The sequence below is a fragment of the Streptomyces antibioticus genome (genome assembly GCF_002019855.1).
GTDB classification, from domain to species: domain Bacteria; phylum Actinomycetota; class Actinomycetes; order Streptomycetales; family Streptomycetaceae; genus Streptomyces; species Streptomyces antibioticus_B.
In genome coordinates, this window is the sequence record NZ_CM007717.1 from 4,883,648 (window position 1) to 4,898,577 (window position 14,930).

Annotated in this window: 12 protein-coding genes and 2 rRNA genes; 11 read left to right on the forward strand and 3 right to left on the reverse strand. The window is 67.7% G+C overall.

The genetic code is table 11. The annotated features are described in order from the left end of the window. The first annotated feature begins 57 nt into the window (after positions 1-57). From AFM16_RS22135 to AFM16_RS22185, 11 genes are all read left to right on the forward strand, one after another. Positions 58-3,179: ribosomal RNA gene (locus AFM16_RS22135) — 23S ribosomal RNA — on the forward strand. A 90-nt stretch (positions 3,180-3,269) separates the two neighbouring features. Continuing rightward, positions 3,270-3,386, forward strand: a 5S ribosomal RNA gene (gene rrf / locus AFM16_RS22140). A gap of 63 nt (positions 3,387-3,449) precedes the next feature. Beyond that, entirely contained in the window at positions 3,450-4,094 is a 645-nt protein-coding gene (locus tag AFM16_RS22145; RefSeq protein ID WP_078634387.1) for an HAD family hydrolase, read from the forward strand. A 69-nt stretch (positions 4,095-4,163) separates the two neighbouring features. Continuing rightward, complete coding sequence (locus AFM16_RS39115; protein WP_078634388.1) at positions 4,164-4,907, forward strand: VC0807 family protein; 744 nt, start codon at positions 4,164-4,166, stop codon at positions 4,905-4,907. A gap of 66 nt (positions 4,908-4,973) precedes the next feature. Continuing rightward, entirely contained in the window at positions 4,974-6,197 is a 1,224-nt protein-coding gene (locus AFM16_RS22155) for an MFS transporter (protein ID WP_078634389.1), read from the forward strand. Continuing rightward, positions 6,148-7,320 (forward strand): acetoin utilization protein AcuC, encoded by a 1,173-nt coding sequence (locus tag AFM16_RS22160; protein ID WP_078634390.1) that lies wholly within the window; start codon positions 6,148-6,150, stop codon positions 7,318-7,320. Before AFM16_RS22155 ends, AFM16_RS22160 begins: the two co-directional genes overlap by 50 nt. Positions 7,321-7,440: 120 nt before the next feature. Then, positions 7,441-8,265 carry a phosphatase gene (locus tag AFM16_RS22165; RefSeq protein WP_370628144.1) on the forward strand — a complete coding sequence of 275 codons (825 nt, stop codon included), beginning with the start codon at positions 7,441-7,443 and terminating at the stop codon, positions 8,263-8,265. A gap of 129 nt (positions 8,266-8,394) precedes the next feature. Then, entirely contained in the window at positions 8,395-8,607 is a 213-nt protein-coding gene (locus AFM16_RS22170; RefSeq protein WP_051781202.1) for a helix-turn-helix domain-containing protein, read from the forward strand. A gap of 188 nt (positions 8,608-8,795) precedes the next feature. After that, positions 8,796-8,894: a 30S ribosomal protein bS22 gene (locus AFM16_RS22175; protein WP_003948845.1), complete on the forward strand. Its 99-nt coding sequence runs from the start codon at positions 8,796-8,798 to the stop codon at positions 8,892-8,894. A 185-nt stretch (positions 8,895-9,079) separates the two neighbouring features. After that, the gene (locus AFM16_RS22180) at positions 9,080-10,165 is read left to right on the forward strand and encodes an NAD-dependent epimerase/dehydratase family protein (protein ID WP_030798241.1); all 1,086 of its coding nucleotides are present in this window, start codon (positions 9,080-9,082) and stop codon (positions 10,163-10,165) included. Positions 10,166-10,179: 14 nt separating this feature from the next. Next, the gene (locus AFM16_RS22185; protein WP_078634391.1) at positions 10,180-11,262 is read left to right on the forward strand and encodes a lysophospholipid acyltransferase family protein; all 1,083 of its coding nucleotides are present in this window, start codon (positions 10,180-10,182) and stop codon (positions 11,260-11,262) included. 63 nt (positions 11,263-11,325) lie between these two features. Here the strand turns inward: AFM16_RS22185 and AFM16_RS22190 are convergent, their stop codons facing one another. The 3 genes from AFM16_RS22190 to AFM16_RS22200 form a co-directional block, all read right to left on the reverse strand. Continuing rightward, positions 11,326-12,567, reverse strand: a complete 1,242-nt coding sequence (locus tag AFM16_RS22190; RefSeq protein ID WP_078634392.1) for a DUF5667 domain-containing protein — start codon at positions 12,565-12,567, stop codon at positions 11,326-11,328. A gap of 245 nt (positions 12,568-12,812) precedes the next feature. After that, positions 12,813-13,595: an ECF subfamily RNA polymerase sigma factor, BldN family gene (locus tag AFM16_RS22195; protein ID WP_030798235.1), complete on the reverse strand. Its 783-nt coding sequence runs from the start codon at positions 13,593-13,595 to the stop codon at positions 12,813-12,815. A 380-nt stretch (positions 13,596-13,975) separates the two neighbouring features. Beyond that, positions 13,976-14,905, reverse strand: a complete 930-nt coding sequence (locus AFM16_RS22200) for an HAD family hydrolase (RefSeq protein ID WP_078634393.1) — start codon at positions 14,903-14,905, stop codon at positions 13,976-13,978. Positions 14,906-14,930 lie beyond the last annotated feature (25 nt).

The window sequence follows — 14,930 nt, forward strand, 5'->3', positions numbered from 1 at the left end:
GGGGTGATGGGTGGCTGGTCGTTGTTTGAGAACTGCACAGTGGACGCGAGCATCTGTGGCCAAGTTTTTAAGGGCGCACGGTGGATGCCTTGGCACCAGGAACCGATGAAGGACGTGGGAGGCCACGATAGTCCCCGGGGAGTCGTCAACCAGGCTTTGATCCGGGGGTTTCCGAATGGGGAAACCCGGCAGTCGTCATGGGCTGTCACCCGCTGCTGAACACATAGGCAGTGTGGAGGGAACGAGGGGAAGTGAAACATCTCAGTACCCTCAGGAAGAGAAAACAACCGTGATTCCGGGAGTAGTGGCGAGCGAAACCGGATGAGGCCAAACCGTATACGTGTGAGACCCGGCAGGGGTTGCGTGTGCGGGGTTGTGGGATCTCTCTTCYRYSGTCTGCCGGCSRYRGGACGAGTCAGAAACCGTTGATGTAGGCGAAGGACATGCGAAAGGTCCGGCGTAGAGGGTAAGACCCCCGTAGTCGAAACGTCAGCGGCTCGTTTGAGAGACACCCAAGTAGCACGGGGCCCGAGAAATCCCGTGTGAATCTGGCGGGACCACCCGCTAAGCCTAAATATTCCCTGGTGACCGATAGCGGATAGTACCGTGAGGGAATGGTGAAAAGTACCGCGGGAGCGGAGTGAAATAGTACCTGAAACCGTGTGCCTACAAGCCGTGGGAGCGTCGGAWMWSWGCTTGCWSWKWTCTCGTGACTGCGTGCCTTTTGAAGAATGAGCCTGCGAGTTTGCGGTGTGTTGCGAGGTTAACCCGGGTGGGGTAGCCGTAGCGAAAGCGAGTCCGAACAGGGCGRYTTTAGTAGCACGCTCAAGACCCGAAGCGGAGTGATCTAGCCATGGGCAGGTTGAAGCGGAGGTAAGACTTCGTGGAGGACCGAACCCACCAGGGTTGAAAACCTGGGGGATGACCTGTGGTTAGGGGTGAAAGGCCAATCAAACTCCGTGATAGCTGGTTCTCCCCGAAATGCATTTAGGTGCAGCGTCGTGTGTTTCTTGCCGGAGGTAGAGCACTGGATAGGCGATGGGCCCTACCGGGTTACTGACCTTAGCCAAACTCCGAATGCCGGTAAGTGAGAGCGCGGCAGTGAGACTGTGGGGGATAAGCTCCATGGTCGAGAGGGAAACAGCCCAGAGCATCGACTAAGGCCCCTAAGCGTACGCTAAGTGGGAAAGGATGTGGAGTCGCAGAGACAACCAGGAGGTTGGCTTAGAAGCAGCCACCCTTGAAAGAGTGCGTAATAGCTCACTGGTCTAGTGATTCCGCGCCGACAATGTAGCGGGGCTCAAGCGTACCGCCGAAGTCGTGTCATTSMWRYAAYASGSCCAACGSCKNYWKKGATGGGTAGGGGAGCGTCGTGTGCCGGGTGAAGCYGCGCCGGAAGGCAGTGGTGGACGGTTCACGAGTGAGAATGCAGGCATGAGTAGCGATTCACACGTGAGAAACGTGTGCGCCGATTGACTAAGGGTTCCTGGGTCAAGCTGATCTGCCCAGGGTAAGTCGGGACCTAAGGCGAGGCCGACAGGCGTAGTCGATGGATAACCGGTTGATATTCCGGTACCCGCTGTGAAGCGTCAAACATCGAACCHRKYRATGCTAAGKCCGTGAAGCCGYYCCGGASCCTTCGGGGMAAGGRRAGTGGTGGAGCCGMYGRMCCARRSTKGYAGTAGGTGAGTGATGGGGTGACGCAGGAAGGTAGTCCAGCCCGGGCGGTGGTTGTCCCGGGGTAAGGGTGTAGSMCGWSAKGTAGGCAAATCCGCCWSWCAYWKAGKSTGAGACCTGATGCCGAGCCGATTGTGGTGAAGTGGATGATCCTATGCTGTCGAGAAAAGCCTCTAGCGAGTTTCATGGCGGCCCGTACCCTAAACCGACTCAGGTGGTCAGGTAGAGAATACCGAGGCGTTCGGGTGAACTATGGTTAAGGAACTCGGCAAAATGCCCCCGTAACTTCGGGAGAAGGGGGGCCAYVHYTGGTGAGRRSACTTGCTSYYCGAGCTGGGGGTGGCCGCAGAGACCAGCGAGAAGCGACTGTTTACTAAAAACACAGGTCCGTGCGAAGCCGTAAGGCGATGTATACGGACTGACGCCTGCCCGGTGCTGGAACGTTAAGGGGACCGGTTAGTCAVKMTTCGKSKTGGCGAAGCTGAGAACTTAAGCGCCAGTAAACGGCGGTGGTAACTATAACCATCCTAAGGTAGCGAAATTCCTTGTCGGGTAAGTTCCGACCTGCACGAATGGCGTAACGACTTCTCGACTGTCTCAACCATAGGCCCGGTGAAATTGCACTACGAGTAAAGATGCTCGTTTCGCGCAGCAGGACGGAAAGACCCCGGGACCTTTACTACAGTTTGATATTGGTGTTCGGTTCGGCTTGTGTAGGATAGGTGGGAGACTGTGAAGCTTGGACGCCAGTTCAGGTGGAGTCGTCGTTGAAATACCACTCTGGTCGTGCTGGATGTCTAACCTGGGTCCGTGATCCGGATCAGGGACAGTGTCTGATGGGTAGTTTAACTGGGGCGGTTGCCTCCTAAAGGGTAACGGAGGCGCCCAAAGGTTCCCTCAGCCTGGTTGGCAATCAGGTGTTGAGTGTAAGTGCACAAGGGAGCTTGACTGTGAGACCGACGGGTCGAGCAGGGACGAAAGTCGGGACTAGTGATCCGGCGGTGGCTTGTGGAAGCGCCGTCGCTCAACGGATAAAAGGTACCCCGGGGATAACAGGCTGATCTTCCCCAAGAGTCCATATCGACGGGATGGTTTGGCACCTCGATGTCGGCTCGTCGCATCCTGGGGCTGGAGTCGGTCCCAAGGGTTGGGCTGTTCGCCCATTAAAGCGGTACGCGAGCTGGGTTTAGAACGTCGTGAGACAGTTCGGTCCCTATCCGCTGTGCGCGTAGGAGTCTTGAGAAGGGCTGTCCCTAGTACGAGAGGACCGGGACGGACGAACCTCTGGTGTGCCAGTTGTTCTGCCAAGGGCATGGCTGGTTGGCTACGTTCGGGAGGGATAACCGCTGAAAGCATCTAAGCGGGAAGCCTGCTTCGAGATGAGGACTCCCACCCACTTGATGGGGTAAGGCTCCCAGTAGACGACTGGGTTGATAGGCCGGATCTGGAAGCACGGTAACGTGTGGAGGTGACCGGTACTAATAGGCCGAGGGCTTGTCCTCAGTTGCTCGCGTCCACTGTGTTGGTTCTGAAACCACGAACAGCCCCACGCCCGGTCACGGCGTGGTGCGGCTGAAACAGTTTCATAGTGTTTCGGTGGTCATAGCGTGAGGGAAACGCCCGGTTACATTCCGAACCCGGAAGCTAAGCCTCACAGCGCCGATGGTACTGCAGGGGGGACCCTGTGGGAGAGTAGGACACCGCCGAACAATCATTGTGGGAAACCCCGCACCATTCATGGTGCGGGGTTTTCTGCGTTTAGGGTTCTTTATATGCGCTACGAATTGGTGATCTTCGACAACGACGGTGTCCTGGTGGACAGCGAGCCCATCTCCAACCGGCTGCTGGCCGCCTATCTGACCGAGCTGGGGCATCCCACCAGCTACGAGGACTCCATCCGGGACTACATGGGGTCCGCGATGCACCGGATCCACGACCTGGTCCTGGAGCGCACGGGTGAGCGGCTGCCGGCGGACTTCGACGACGTCTTCCACCGGAGGGTGTTCGACGCCTTCGAGCGGGAGTTGCGGCCCGTCGCGGGTGCCGTGGATGTCCTCGGGAAGCTCGCCGCGGACGAGGTGCCGTACTGCGTGGCGTCCTCGGGGAGCCATGAGCGGATCCGGGTGGGGCATCGGACGACGGGGCTTGACCGGTGGTTCGAGGACGCGCGGATCTTCAGCTCCCAGGACGTGGGGAAGGGCAAGCCGGCTCCCGATCTGTTCCTCTACGCGGCCGAGCGGATGGGCGTCGAGCCGGCGCGGTGTGTCGTGGTGGAGGACTCTCCGCTGGGCGTCCAGGCGGCTGTCGCGGCCGGGATGGACGTGTACGGGTTCACGGCGATGACACCGGCCGCCAAGCTAGCGGGGGCCACCCAACTGTTCGACGACATGGGTGACTTGGCTGGGCTGCTGGCCTGACATTTGTCATGCGTAGGTCCGGACGATCGTTTCTACCGGGGGAACCGGGCCGGCGGCGAAGCTGAGGGCATGACGACGAACCAGCACGAGACGCAGCGCAAGCAGCAGAACGCCTTCGTCCCGCTCCTCGTGGACGTGGCCGTACCGCTCGGGTCGTACTACCTGTTCAAGGGCGCCTTCGGGATGAGCACCTTCGCCGCGCTGGCCTGGAGCAGTGTGGTGCCGGCCGTGCGGACCGGGTGGAGCCTGCTGCGGGACCGGACGGTCAACGGGCTCGCCGGGCTCATCCTCGTGGTGAACGTCGTCGGGCTGCTGCTCAGTCTCGTCGCCGGGGATCCGCGGCTGATGCTCGCCAAGGACAGCGGGGTCAGCAGTGTCGTCGGCATCGGGATCCTGGTGTCCGTGGCGTGCGGGAGGCCGATGATGACCGCCGGGCTCAAGCCGTTCCTGGTGAAGGGGGACGCGGCCAAGGAGGCGGCCTGGGAGCGGCTGACGGCGGGGCGGGCGGCGGCCTCCGCGGACTTCCTGCGGCGAGAGCGGGTCTTCTCCGTCGTATGGGGTGCGGTGTTGCTCGGGGAGTGTGTGCTGCGGGTCGTGGGCGCGTACACGGTGCCGGTGGAGACGATGGTGTGGCTGGGGTCCGTGGTGATGGTCGTGGCGATGGGGGCGGGGTTCGTGGTGGGTGGGGCGCTGGGCGCCGGGCCCATGCAGGCGATGGTCGCCGAAGAGGCCGCGCGGGAGCGGTCGGTGGAGCGGGGTGACGTGGCGGTCGGGGAGACGGCCGAGATGCCTGTCGTGGCTCTCGCCCGGTAAAGATGAGGGAAATTCATCTTTGGCTGGATCTACCCACGAGTACGCCGGGGCCCTACGCTCGCCGCCATGACAGAACTGCTGCGGCGCGGTAGGGCCTCGTTGGCGTTCAGCTTCTTCGCCCAGGGGGCTGCGTTCGCTCTGCTCGTCACCCGAATCCCGGCCATCCAGGACCGGTACGGGGTCTCGGACGCGCTGCTGCCCGCCTTCCTCGCGGCCGTGCCGGTGCTGGCCGGGGCCGGGAGCGTGGCGACGGAGCAGTTGGTGAAGCGGGTGCCGGCCAGCGCGCTGCTGCGGTGGTCGCAGCCGGTGGTGCTGCTGGCGCTGGTCGGGGTGGGCGCCGGGGACACGATGCTCCAACTCGCCGTCTCGCTCGCCGTCTTCGGGCTCTCGGTGGGGGTGCTGGACGCCTCGATGAACATGCTCGGGGTGAGCCTCCAGCGGGCCTACGGGCGCAGCATCATGCTGAGCTTCCATGCCGCGTACAGCCTGGGCGGGATCGTGGGCGCCTCGTTCGCGTGGGCGGGGGCGCACTGGCATCTCGCGCTCTGGGTGTCGTATCTGCCGGTCGTGGCGGTGCTGGTGCCGGCGGTGCTGGTGGGGAGCCGGTGGTACGTCGACTCGGATGCGGAGCGGGTGGCTGAGAAGGGTTCTGAGGCGGGGGCCAAGGGTGACGGGGTCGTCTTCAAGTTGCTGTTGCCGTTGTGTCTGGTGATGACCTTCGCCTACATCGGGGACTCGACGGTCTCCAACTGGAGCGCCAAGTACCTCCAGGACGTGCTCGGGAGCAGTGAGCAGCTCGCCACCGTGCCGTACAACGTGTACATGGTGACCACGCTGGTCGGGCGGGCCATCGGGGACTTCGGGGTACGGCGGTTCGGGGCGGCGGCGGTGGTGCGGCTCGGGGCGCTGGTGGCGGCGGTGGGGTTCGCGGTGGTGGCCGGGGCGCCGGGCGCCTGGGTCGGGATGGGCGGGTTCACACTGGTCGGGCTGGGGCTGTGTGTGCTGGTGCCGCAGACGTTCGCGGCGGCGGGGCGGTTGTTCCCGGGGGCGTCGGACGCGGCGATCGCGCGGCTGAACGTCTTCAACTACGTGGGGTTCCTGGTGGGGTCGCCCTTGGTGGGGGCGTTGGGGGACGCCTGGAGCTATCGGGGGGCCATGGTGGTGCCGATGGTGTTGGTGCTGGTGACGTTGGTGTACGCCCGGTCGTTCGCCGCTCAACCGGACCGATACGGTGTCGGGCATGAGCGGCCGCGCACAGCTGATGTGGGACGAGGCAGTAACGGGCTATGACTTCGGCCCGGAGCATCCGATGGATCCGGTCCGGCTGGATCTGACGCGGAGGCTGGTGTCTGCCCTGGGGCTGGACCGGGAGGTGGAGGTCGTCGGGGCGAAGCCGGCCGGGGACTCCACCCTGAGGCTGGTGCACCGGGAGGATTATGTGCAGGCCGTGAAGGCGGCCTCCGTGGATCCCCGGGCGGCGGACGTGTCGTACGGGCTGGGGACGGTGGACGATCCGGCCTTCGCCGGGATGCACGAGGTGTCGTCGCTGATCGCCGGGTTGTCGGTGGGGGCGGCGGAGGCGGTGTGGCGGGGGGAGGCGCTGCACGCGGTGAACTTCTCCGGCGGGCTGCACCATGCGATGCCCGGGGGTGCGGCGGGGTTCTGCATCTACAACGACGCGGCGCTGGCCATCGCGCGGCTGCTGGAGCTGGGGGCGGAGCGGGTCGCGTACGTCGATGTGGACGTGCATCACGGGGACGGGGTGCAGGCGGCGTTCTGGGAGGACCCGCGGGTGCTGACGATCTCGCTGCACGAGCATCCTCGTACGTTGTTCCCGCAGACCGGGTGGCCGGAGGAGACCGGGGCGGGTGCGGGGGCGGGGGCCGCGGTGAACGTGGCGTTGCCGGCGGGGACGGGGGACGCGGGGTGGTTGCGGGCGTTCCACGCGGTGGTGCCGGAGCTTCTCGCCGACTTCCGGCCGGATGTGCTGGTGACGCAGCACGGGGCGGATACGCATTTCGAGGATCCGTTGGCGCATCTGGCGGTGTCGTTGGACGCGCAGCGGGCGGTGCAGATGGCGTGTCATGAGCTGGCGCACGCGCATGCGGGGGGTCGGTGGGTGGCGTTGGGTGGGGGCGGGTACGCGGTGGTGGATGTGGTGCCGCGGTCGTGGGCGCATCTGGTGGGGGTGGTGGCGGGGCGGCCGGTGGCGCCGGAGACGGTGATTCCGGAGAGTTGGCGGCAGGCCGTTTTTGCTCGTACGCGGCAGTTGGCGCCGGTGCGGATGACTGATGGGCGGTGGCCCGTGGAGTGGGGGGCGTGGGAGGCGGGGTACGACCCTGAGTCTCGGTTGGATCAGGCTGTACGGGCTACTCGGCGGGCGGTGTTTCCGTTGCGGGGGTTGTTGACATAGGGGGTGCTTTTGCCCACCCGCCTGCCCGTCTCGGTCAGTTGGAAAGTGACCCCCTCCCCTTACGCCAACCGAGCCCACTTCCCCCCACCCCCTGGCCGCAGGCCCTCGGCATGGTTCAGGATCTGTCGCGTGGGCGGGTATGGGGGCATTCGGGGGTACCTCGTCGCCGTTGGGCTGGCCGGGGTTGTGGGAAGTGGGCGGGAGAAGAGTCTGGGGCGGTATCGGGCGTTCGCTGCGCGGGATCCTCGGGTGTTGATGGGGGTGGAGCCGCAGGGGGCCTGGGGGGTGGGGGAGTTGCTTGCGTTGATGGCGGAGAAGTGTGGGGTTTCGGCCGATCCTCGATGCGTTTCAGGGCATGATGTGATCGATCCGGATCGCACCGTCGCCGCGCTCGACGCCTTCGCCGAGCGGGTGGCGGCGGTCGCCCAGCGTGGTGGGAGCGTGCTGATCGGGACCGGGCATCCGGATCGGCTGCTCGGGTTCTACGGTCGGCTCGCGGACGCTTTGTCGGCGGCGGGATGTACTGTCCTCACCCTCGCGCAGGGTCGCTCTGTCGACATAACGACCCGGTTCGGTCTACGTACGCACCACCTCGACTACGTACGCGGCGTCGCGGTCGTCCGGGAGGGCGACGGTGAACGCGCCGGTTGTGCGACCCCTGTGCACAGCCACTCACCCCTGCCGGTTCGGGTCGCGCTCGGGGCGGCCGCGGCGGAGGGGCGGCCGTTGCCGGATCTGGTGATCGGGGACCACGGATGGGTCTGCGGGGCAGGTCAACTGGGGTTCGAGGCCATCGGGCTGGCCGACACCGACGACCCGGCGGTGTTCGTGGGGCAGGCCGAGGGGGCGGTGGCCGTCGCCGTTCCACTTGACGACGGTGTGTGCCCGGACCACTACCTGCCGCTGGCCCGCTACGTACTCAATCGGGCGTGTCTGTCACAGTAGGGCGGCGATGGGTGCACCTCTTCCCCACTCGCATCACCCGCCCCTACATTGGGGAGTGAGCACGCAACGACGAAGAGTCACCGGAAGGGGAAGCCGGTGGCCGTCGAGTGCGGAAGGTTCAGGTGTGTCATGGCTGGAGCAGGCGAACGCCCTCTGAACGAGGTTCAGTTCCTTACCGTGGCGGAAGTCGCCTCGGTGATGCGAGTGTCGAAGATGACCGTGTACCGGCTGGTGCACAGCGGTCATCTGCCCGCCATCCGGGTGGGGCGGTCCTTCCGCGTCCCCGAACAGGCGGTGCACGAGTACCTCCGCGAGAGCTACGTGGGGGTGGAAACCGCCTGAGACCGTGTCGGCGGAGGGGTCCGCAATCGGTTCGCAGAGCAGCGCGACCAGCGGCACAGGGCACCTTCAGGACCCCTCCGGTCGCCTCGATTACGACCTCAGCGCTCAGGCGGGTAGGCTAGCCCCTCGTAGGTCGTATGGGCCCATGGCGCCCAGCACCGAGTGATGAGAAGTGAGCGAGGGTAGTCGTGGGCTCTGTTATCAAGAAGCGGCGCAAGCGGATGGCCAAGAAGAAGCACCGCAAGCTGCTCAAGCGCACGCGCGTTCAGCGTCGTAACAAGAAGTAGGCGACGCGAGCCGCGAGAGCGTGGTGTGGCCCTCCACTTGGGGTTTCCTGGTGGGGGGCCACACGCATGTCCCGGCCACCCTCCGGCCGTTTCCGTCACCTCGCGCGTCCGGGGGGTCATCACAGCGCAACATCAACCCGGTAGGTTGGGCCGCGCGGGACCGAGGCGGAAGGAAGGCGCTGATCTTGGGGAAGGTCGTGCTCGTGACCGGAGTGGCCCGTCAACTGGGGGGCCGTTTCGTACGACGGATTCAGCGGGACCCCGATGTGGAGCGGGTCATCGGCGTGGACGCCGTGCGGCCCGAGCACCATCTCGGCGGCGCCGAGTTCGTCCAGGCCGACATCCGGCAGGCCACCGTCGCGCGGGTGCTCGCCGAGACGGGCGCCGACACCGTCGTCCATCTGGACGTGACGGCCACCGCGCTCGGCAGCGGCAGCCGGACCGTGGTCAAGGAGACCAACGTCATCGGGACGATGCAGCTCCTCGGCGCCTGCCAGAAGTCCCCGACCGTGAAGCGGCTGGTCGTCAAGTCGTCCACCAACGTCTACGGGTCGGCGCCGCGCGATCCGGCCGTGTTCACCGAGACGACCCCCGCCAAGTCGCTGCCCAGCGGCGGGTTCGCCAAGGACGCCGTCGAGGTCGAGGGGTATGTGCGCGGCTTCGCGCGGCGGCGGCCCGATGTCGCCGTGTGCGTGCTGCGGTTCGCCAACATCCTCGGGCCCACCGCCGAGACGCCGCTCGCCTCCTACTTCTCGCTGCCCGTGCTGCCCACCGTGCTCGGCTACGACCCGCGGCTCCAGTTCGTGCACGAGGACGACGTCATCGACGTCCTGCGGATCGCCTCGCACGAGCCGGAGCGCGGCACCCTGAACAGCGGCACGTTCAACATCGCCGGGGACGGCGTGCTGCTGCTGTCGCAGTGCTCGCGGCGGCTCGGACGGCCCACCGTGCCCCTGCTGCTGCCGGCGGTCACCTGGGCCGGAACCCTGGTGCGTACGCTGGGCATGACGGACTTCTCGCCCGAGCAGATCAGGCTGCTGACGCACGGCCGGGTGGTGGCGACCACCCAGATGCGCGAGACGCTCGGCTTCCGCCCGCGGTACACCACGGCCGAGGCGTTCGCGGACTTCGCGCGCAGCCACGGGCCGGGGCTGCTGCCGCCCGAGGCCGTCGCGGAGGCCGTCGACCGGGTCGCCGCGCTGCCCTTCGCGGGCGGCGCCCTGCCCGGGGCCCCCGTCCCGGCCCACCCCCCGACGCCGAGCGCCAACTGAGGAGCGCATCAACGATGGCGGACGCCAAGGTCATTCCGTTCGACGACGACCGCTCCCGCGGGGGTGCCGCAGGGCGGCAGCCGCGGCGGCGGGGCGTGTCCCGGCGCGCGAACGGCGAGCCCGCTCCGGTCCGGGAGATCGGTGACCTCGCCGGGACCGGCGGGGTCCAGCCCCTGCCCACCAGGGCCGGGGAGCAGGATGATGTTCCTGTGAAGGACGGGACGGAGGCGGGGGACGCGGCGGGCGGACGGGGCGACGGCGGCCTGGAGCGGCGGATCGCCGGCGGGCTCGCCTTCCTGCGCCGCCGGCTCACGGGCGACTACGAGGTCGACGACTTCGGGTACGACGAGGAGCTGACCGACCAGGTCCTGATGTCGCTGCTGCGCCCGGTGTACGAGAAGTACTTCCGGGTCGAGGTGAAGGGCGTCGAGAACATCCCGGCCGAGGGCGGGGCGCTGATCGTCGCCAACCATTCGGGGACACTGCCGCTGGACGGGCTGATGATGCAGGTCGCCGTCCACGACCATCACCCCGCGGGCCGGCATCTGCGGCTGCTCGCCGCCGACCTGGTGTTCGTGCTGCCGGTGGTGAACGAGCTGGCGCGCAAGCTCGGGCACACCCTCGCCTGCGCCGAGGACGCCGAGCGGCTGCTGGGGCAGGGGGAGCTGGTCGGGGTGATGCCCGAGGGGTTCAAGGGCATCGGGAAGCCGTTCGGGGAGCGGTACAAGCTCCAGCGGTTCGGGCGGGGCGGGTTCGTGTCGACCGCGCTGCGGCAGGGCGCGCCGATCGTGCCGTGCTCGATCGTCGGGGCGGAGGAGATCTACCCGATGATCGGCAACGCCAAGACGCTGGCGCGGCTGCTCGGGTTCCCGTACTTCCCGCTGACGCCGACCTTTCCGTGGCTGGGGCCGCTGGGCGCGATTCCGCTGCCCACCAAGTGGACGATCCAGTTCGGCGAGCCGATCCCGACGGACGGGTATCCGCCGGAGGCGGCGGAGGATCCGATGCTGATGTTCAACCTCACCGACCAGGTGCGCGAGCAGATCCAGCACACGCTGTACAAGCTGCTGGTGCAGCGGCGGTCGGTGTTCTTCTGACGGAGTACGACAGATGGGGGCGCCCTTCCCGGGAAGGGCGCCCCCATCTGTGTGCCACCTGCTCTAGTCCGCGTCCTGGCTGTCGATGCCGAGGCCCGGCAGGAGGCCGGGGAGCAGTGGCGGGATCGTCACGTCCGGCGGCTTGACCGGGGTGGGCGTGGACGGGGAGGCCGCGCCGGACTCCTTGGGCGGGTCGAGCAGGCCGCCGGTGCTGCCGCCGAGGAGGCCCTCGTCGCCGGTGCCGGCGCTCGAGGACTTGCTGGGGCCGGCGCCGCTGCCGGTTCCGGCGCCGCTGCCTCGGGAGGCGTCGGTGCCGGGGGTCGTGGAGCGGCCGGTGTCGGTGCCGCCGGTGGCCGTCGAGCCGGTGCTCCGGCTGCTGCCGGGGCCCGCGTCGCCCGGGGCCGGTGGCTGCGGCAGCAGGGACTGGAGCGGGGCGACCTCGTCCTCTATGGCCTCGAAGACCGACGACACCTGCTGAGAGACGTCGCCGAGCTGGAGGGGCAGTTTGTCGCGCAGGGCGCCCCAGGCGTCCCGGTGCGAGCGGGAGAACGCGGAGAGGGCCTGGATGGGGCCGAGGGACTCCGGGTCGCGCTCGTACGCCTCATGGAGCAGCCGGTGGCCCTCGGAGGCGTCGTGCCGCATGCCGGACAGGGCGCGCCGGACCTCGCCGAGGGACTCGTGGTCGAGCTGGCCGCCGCGGCCGCGCTCCATGAGCCTGCGGGCTTCGTTGAGCCGGGTGGACGCCTGGTCGAGGTAGGTGCGCCCGCGCTCGTCGTCGCCGTCGGCCAGGTAGGTGAGCTTGAAGTCCTCGATGCCGCGCTTGAGCCCGTAGAGCCCGTCACCGGGGAGGGCGTCGGAACTCGCGGCCGCGACTCCGCCGAACGCACCGGCGGCGACGCCCACGCTCAGGCCGCCGGCCGTGAGGCCCTTGGCGATGCGGGAGCGTGGTCGGAACTTGCCCAGCGGACTCGCCCGGTGGGCCCCCCGGGCGCGGTGGGACCGCTGCTCGGGTACCGAAGGGTCCGCCGCTTCGCCTCCCACGGTGCCCGATCGCAGCATGGCCTCCATCGCCGCGACCAACTGGGCCCGCTGAACGACCTTGACCTCGGGGTCGAGTTCCGGTTTGGGCAGCTCGGCGAGACTCGTGGCGAGGGCCAGGAGACGGCCCCGCTCGGTCTGGTCCGCAGCGGCCGGCGCCGGCGGTGATCCTTCGGTCTGCTCGGCCGCCGTGGCCTGGTCGGACTGCTCCTCCAGAGCCTGGGCGAAGGCGCTCGCCCGCCGGTGCGCCGATACGTTCGCGATCACTGGCGGCACCTCCTCTCGTCATGACGGTCGGCTCCCCGGGGGTCTCGAGGGTTGCACGGCCCGGACCGCTGCCTTGCGATCGAGTGATCGGCGGCGGTCGGAACGTGACCACAGGGAGCCTGTATCCCGCACAACGACTGGCGCGGCACTTGGGTTACGGACGGCGGATGATCGGATCGGGAAGTCAACGGACTTTCACTGAAAGTGAGTTGGGGATGGCCGACAGTAGGCGCCGGACGGGTGCGTCAGCGGGCGTCGTCCGGCAGGAGGCGGGCCAGGGTGCGCACGGCCCGGTACTGGAGGGTCTTGATGGCCCCTTCGTTCTTGCCCATCACGCGCGCGGTCTCGGCGACGGACAGTCCCTGGAGGAACCGGAGGGTCACGCACTCCTGCTGCTGGGGGTTGAGCCGGCGGACGGCGTCCAGCAGCGCGGCGTTGGAGAGGGACTCCAGGACGGAGTCCTCGGGGGAGCGCTCGACCTCGTTGGCGTCGAGCATCTCGCCGGTGGTGATCTCCAGGCGGAAGCGGCTCGACTTGAAGTGGTCGGCGACGAGGTTGCGGGCGATCGTGACGAGCCAGGCGCCGAAGTCGCGGCCCTGCCAGGTGAAGGTCCCGATGCGCCGCAGGGCGCGCAGGAAGGTCTCGCTGGTGAGGTCCTCGGCGGTCGCCTTGCCGCCCACGCGGTAGTAGATGTAGCGGTAGACGGTGTCGCTGTACTGGTCGTACAGGCGCCCGAAGGCGTCGGCCTCGCCGGCCTGGGCGCGTTCGACGAGGTCCATCATGCGGGCGCTGTCGCTGTCGGCGGCGGGGCGGCGGGCGGCGGTGGACGCGCCGGAGGAACGCCCTCGTCTGCCGACGACGGCGCCGCCTTCCGCCAGTGCGTAGCACGGGCCCGCCGGCGTGGCGGTGACGAAGGCGGGTACGGCGTACGCGGTGGGGACGAAGCCGCGCAACAGGTCCTGGACCGTAGCGACCGTTGCGCGCAGCGTAGCCAGGCCCGAGGTGTCAACCCCGACGTGTGGGTACACGGGACTCCCAGAGGCAGAGCTTCCATCACGTGCAGTGCGAAACCTTTCACCCGCAGTGACGACGGCCTGGTGGCCGCTGTGACGACAGGGGGGTTCCGGTATGCGTCTGAGGAGAATAACGCTTCGTGCAGGCGCTGCTACACCGAGTTGCTCAAAACTTCGATTACGTCGCTTCTGTGACCTATTGACGCTCGATCAGGTGTCGCAGGGTGAACGGTTGTTGATCGGAAAGGTTCGAGTTTCGGCTCGGTCCAGGGCGCGTTGTGGCTGTGCGCGGACAACAGCGCAGGAGTGACGCATGAAGGACGGCCGTAACGGGTACGACCGTCCTTTGTGCGCGTGGCGCGTGGCGCGCATCGCGCGCGGGGCGAGGGGGAGTTCTACCGCCGGCGTCTGTTGTGCAGGGCGATGGCCGCCGCCGTGCCGCCCGCGACCGCTCCGACGCCGGCCGCCGCCGGGATGCCGACCTTCGCCGCCTTGCGGCCGGTGCGGTAGTCGCGCAGCCGCCAGTCCAGGCCCCGGGCGTGCTTGCGCAGTTTGGTGTCCGGGTTGATGGCGTAGGGGTGGCCGACCAGCGACAGCATCGGGATGTCGTTGTGCGAGTCGCTGTAGGCGGCGCAGCGGGAGAGGTCGAGGCCCTCGGCCGCGGCCAGGGCGCGGACCGCCTCCGCCTTCGCGGGGCCGTGCAGCGGTTCGCCGACCAGCTTGCCGGTGTAGACGCCGTCGACCGACTCGGCGACCGTGCCGAGGGCGCCGGTGAGGCCGAGGCGGCGGGCGATCACCTGGGCGATCTCCACCGGGGCGGCTGTGACCAACCACACCTTCTGACCGGCGTCCAGATGGGCCTGGGCGAGGGCGCGGGTGCCGGGCCAGATGCGCTCGGCCATGTACTCGTCGTAGATCTCCTCGCCGATCGACATCAGTTCGGAGACGCGGTGGCCCTTGACGATGGACAGGGCCGAGTCACGGGCGTCCTGCATGTGCTCGGGGTCCTCGATGCCGGCCAGCCGGAACCACGCCTGCTGCCAGGCGAACCGGACCAGGTCGCGGGTCTCGAAGAACTTGCGTTTGTACAGGCCACGGCCGAAGTGGAACAGGGCGGCGCCCTGCATCACGGTGTTGTCCAGGTCGAAGAAAGCGGCGGCCAGCGCGTCGCCGTGGACCGGGAACTGCGGTTCGTCCGCGGTGGGCTGTTCGAGCTGTGTGTCCTGCGTGGACTTGCGGGCGGCCTCCGCCGAGGCTTCGCCTGCCAACACGCTCCGCGCCGTGGCGGAGCGCCTACGGGGGGTGAGCCATCCGAGAGCGGCCATGGCGTGAGCATAGCCATTCTGTTCG

What these genes read in the sequence shown, in the direction of transcription:
- AFM16_RS22145 (WP_078634387.1), top strand. Translation starts at nt 3,450, where the DNA reads ATGCGCTACGAATTGGTGATCTTCGACAACGACGGTGTCCTGGTGGAC.
- AFM16_RS39115 (WP_078634388.1), top strand. Translation starts at nt 4,164, where the DNA reads ATGACGACGAACCAGCACGAGACGCAGCGCAAGCAGCAGAACGCCTTC.
- AFM16_RS22155 (WP_078634389.1), top strand. Translation starts at nt 4,974, where the DNA reads ATGACAGAACTGCTGCGGCGCGGTAGGGCCTCGTTGGCGTTCAGCTTC.
- AFM16_RS22160 (WP_078634390.1), top strand. Translation starts at nt 6,148, where the DNA reads ATGAGCGGCCGCGCACAGCTGATGTGGGACGAGGCAGTAACGGGCTAT.
- AFM16_RS22170 (WP_051781202.1), top strand. Translation starts at nt 8,395, where the DNA reads ATGGCTGGAGCAGGCGAACGCCCTCTGAACGAGGTTCAGTTCCTTACC.
- AFM16_RS22185 (WP_078634391.1), top strand. Translation starts at nt 10,180, where the DNA reads ATGGCGGACGCCAAGGTCATTCCGTTCGACGACGACCGCTCCCGCGGG.
- AFM16_RS22200 (WP_078634393.1), bottom strand. Translation starts at nt 14,905, where the DNA reads ATGGCCGCTCTCGGATGGCTCACCCCCCGTAGGCGCTCCGCCACGGCG.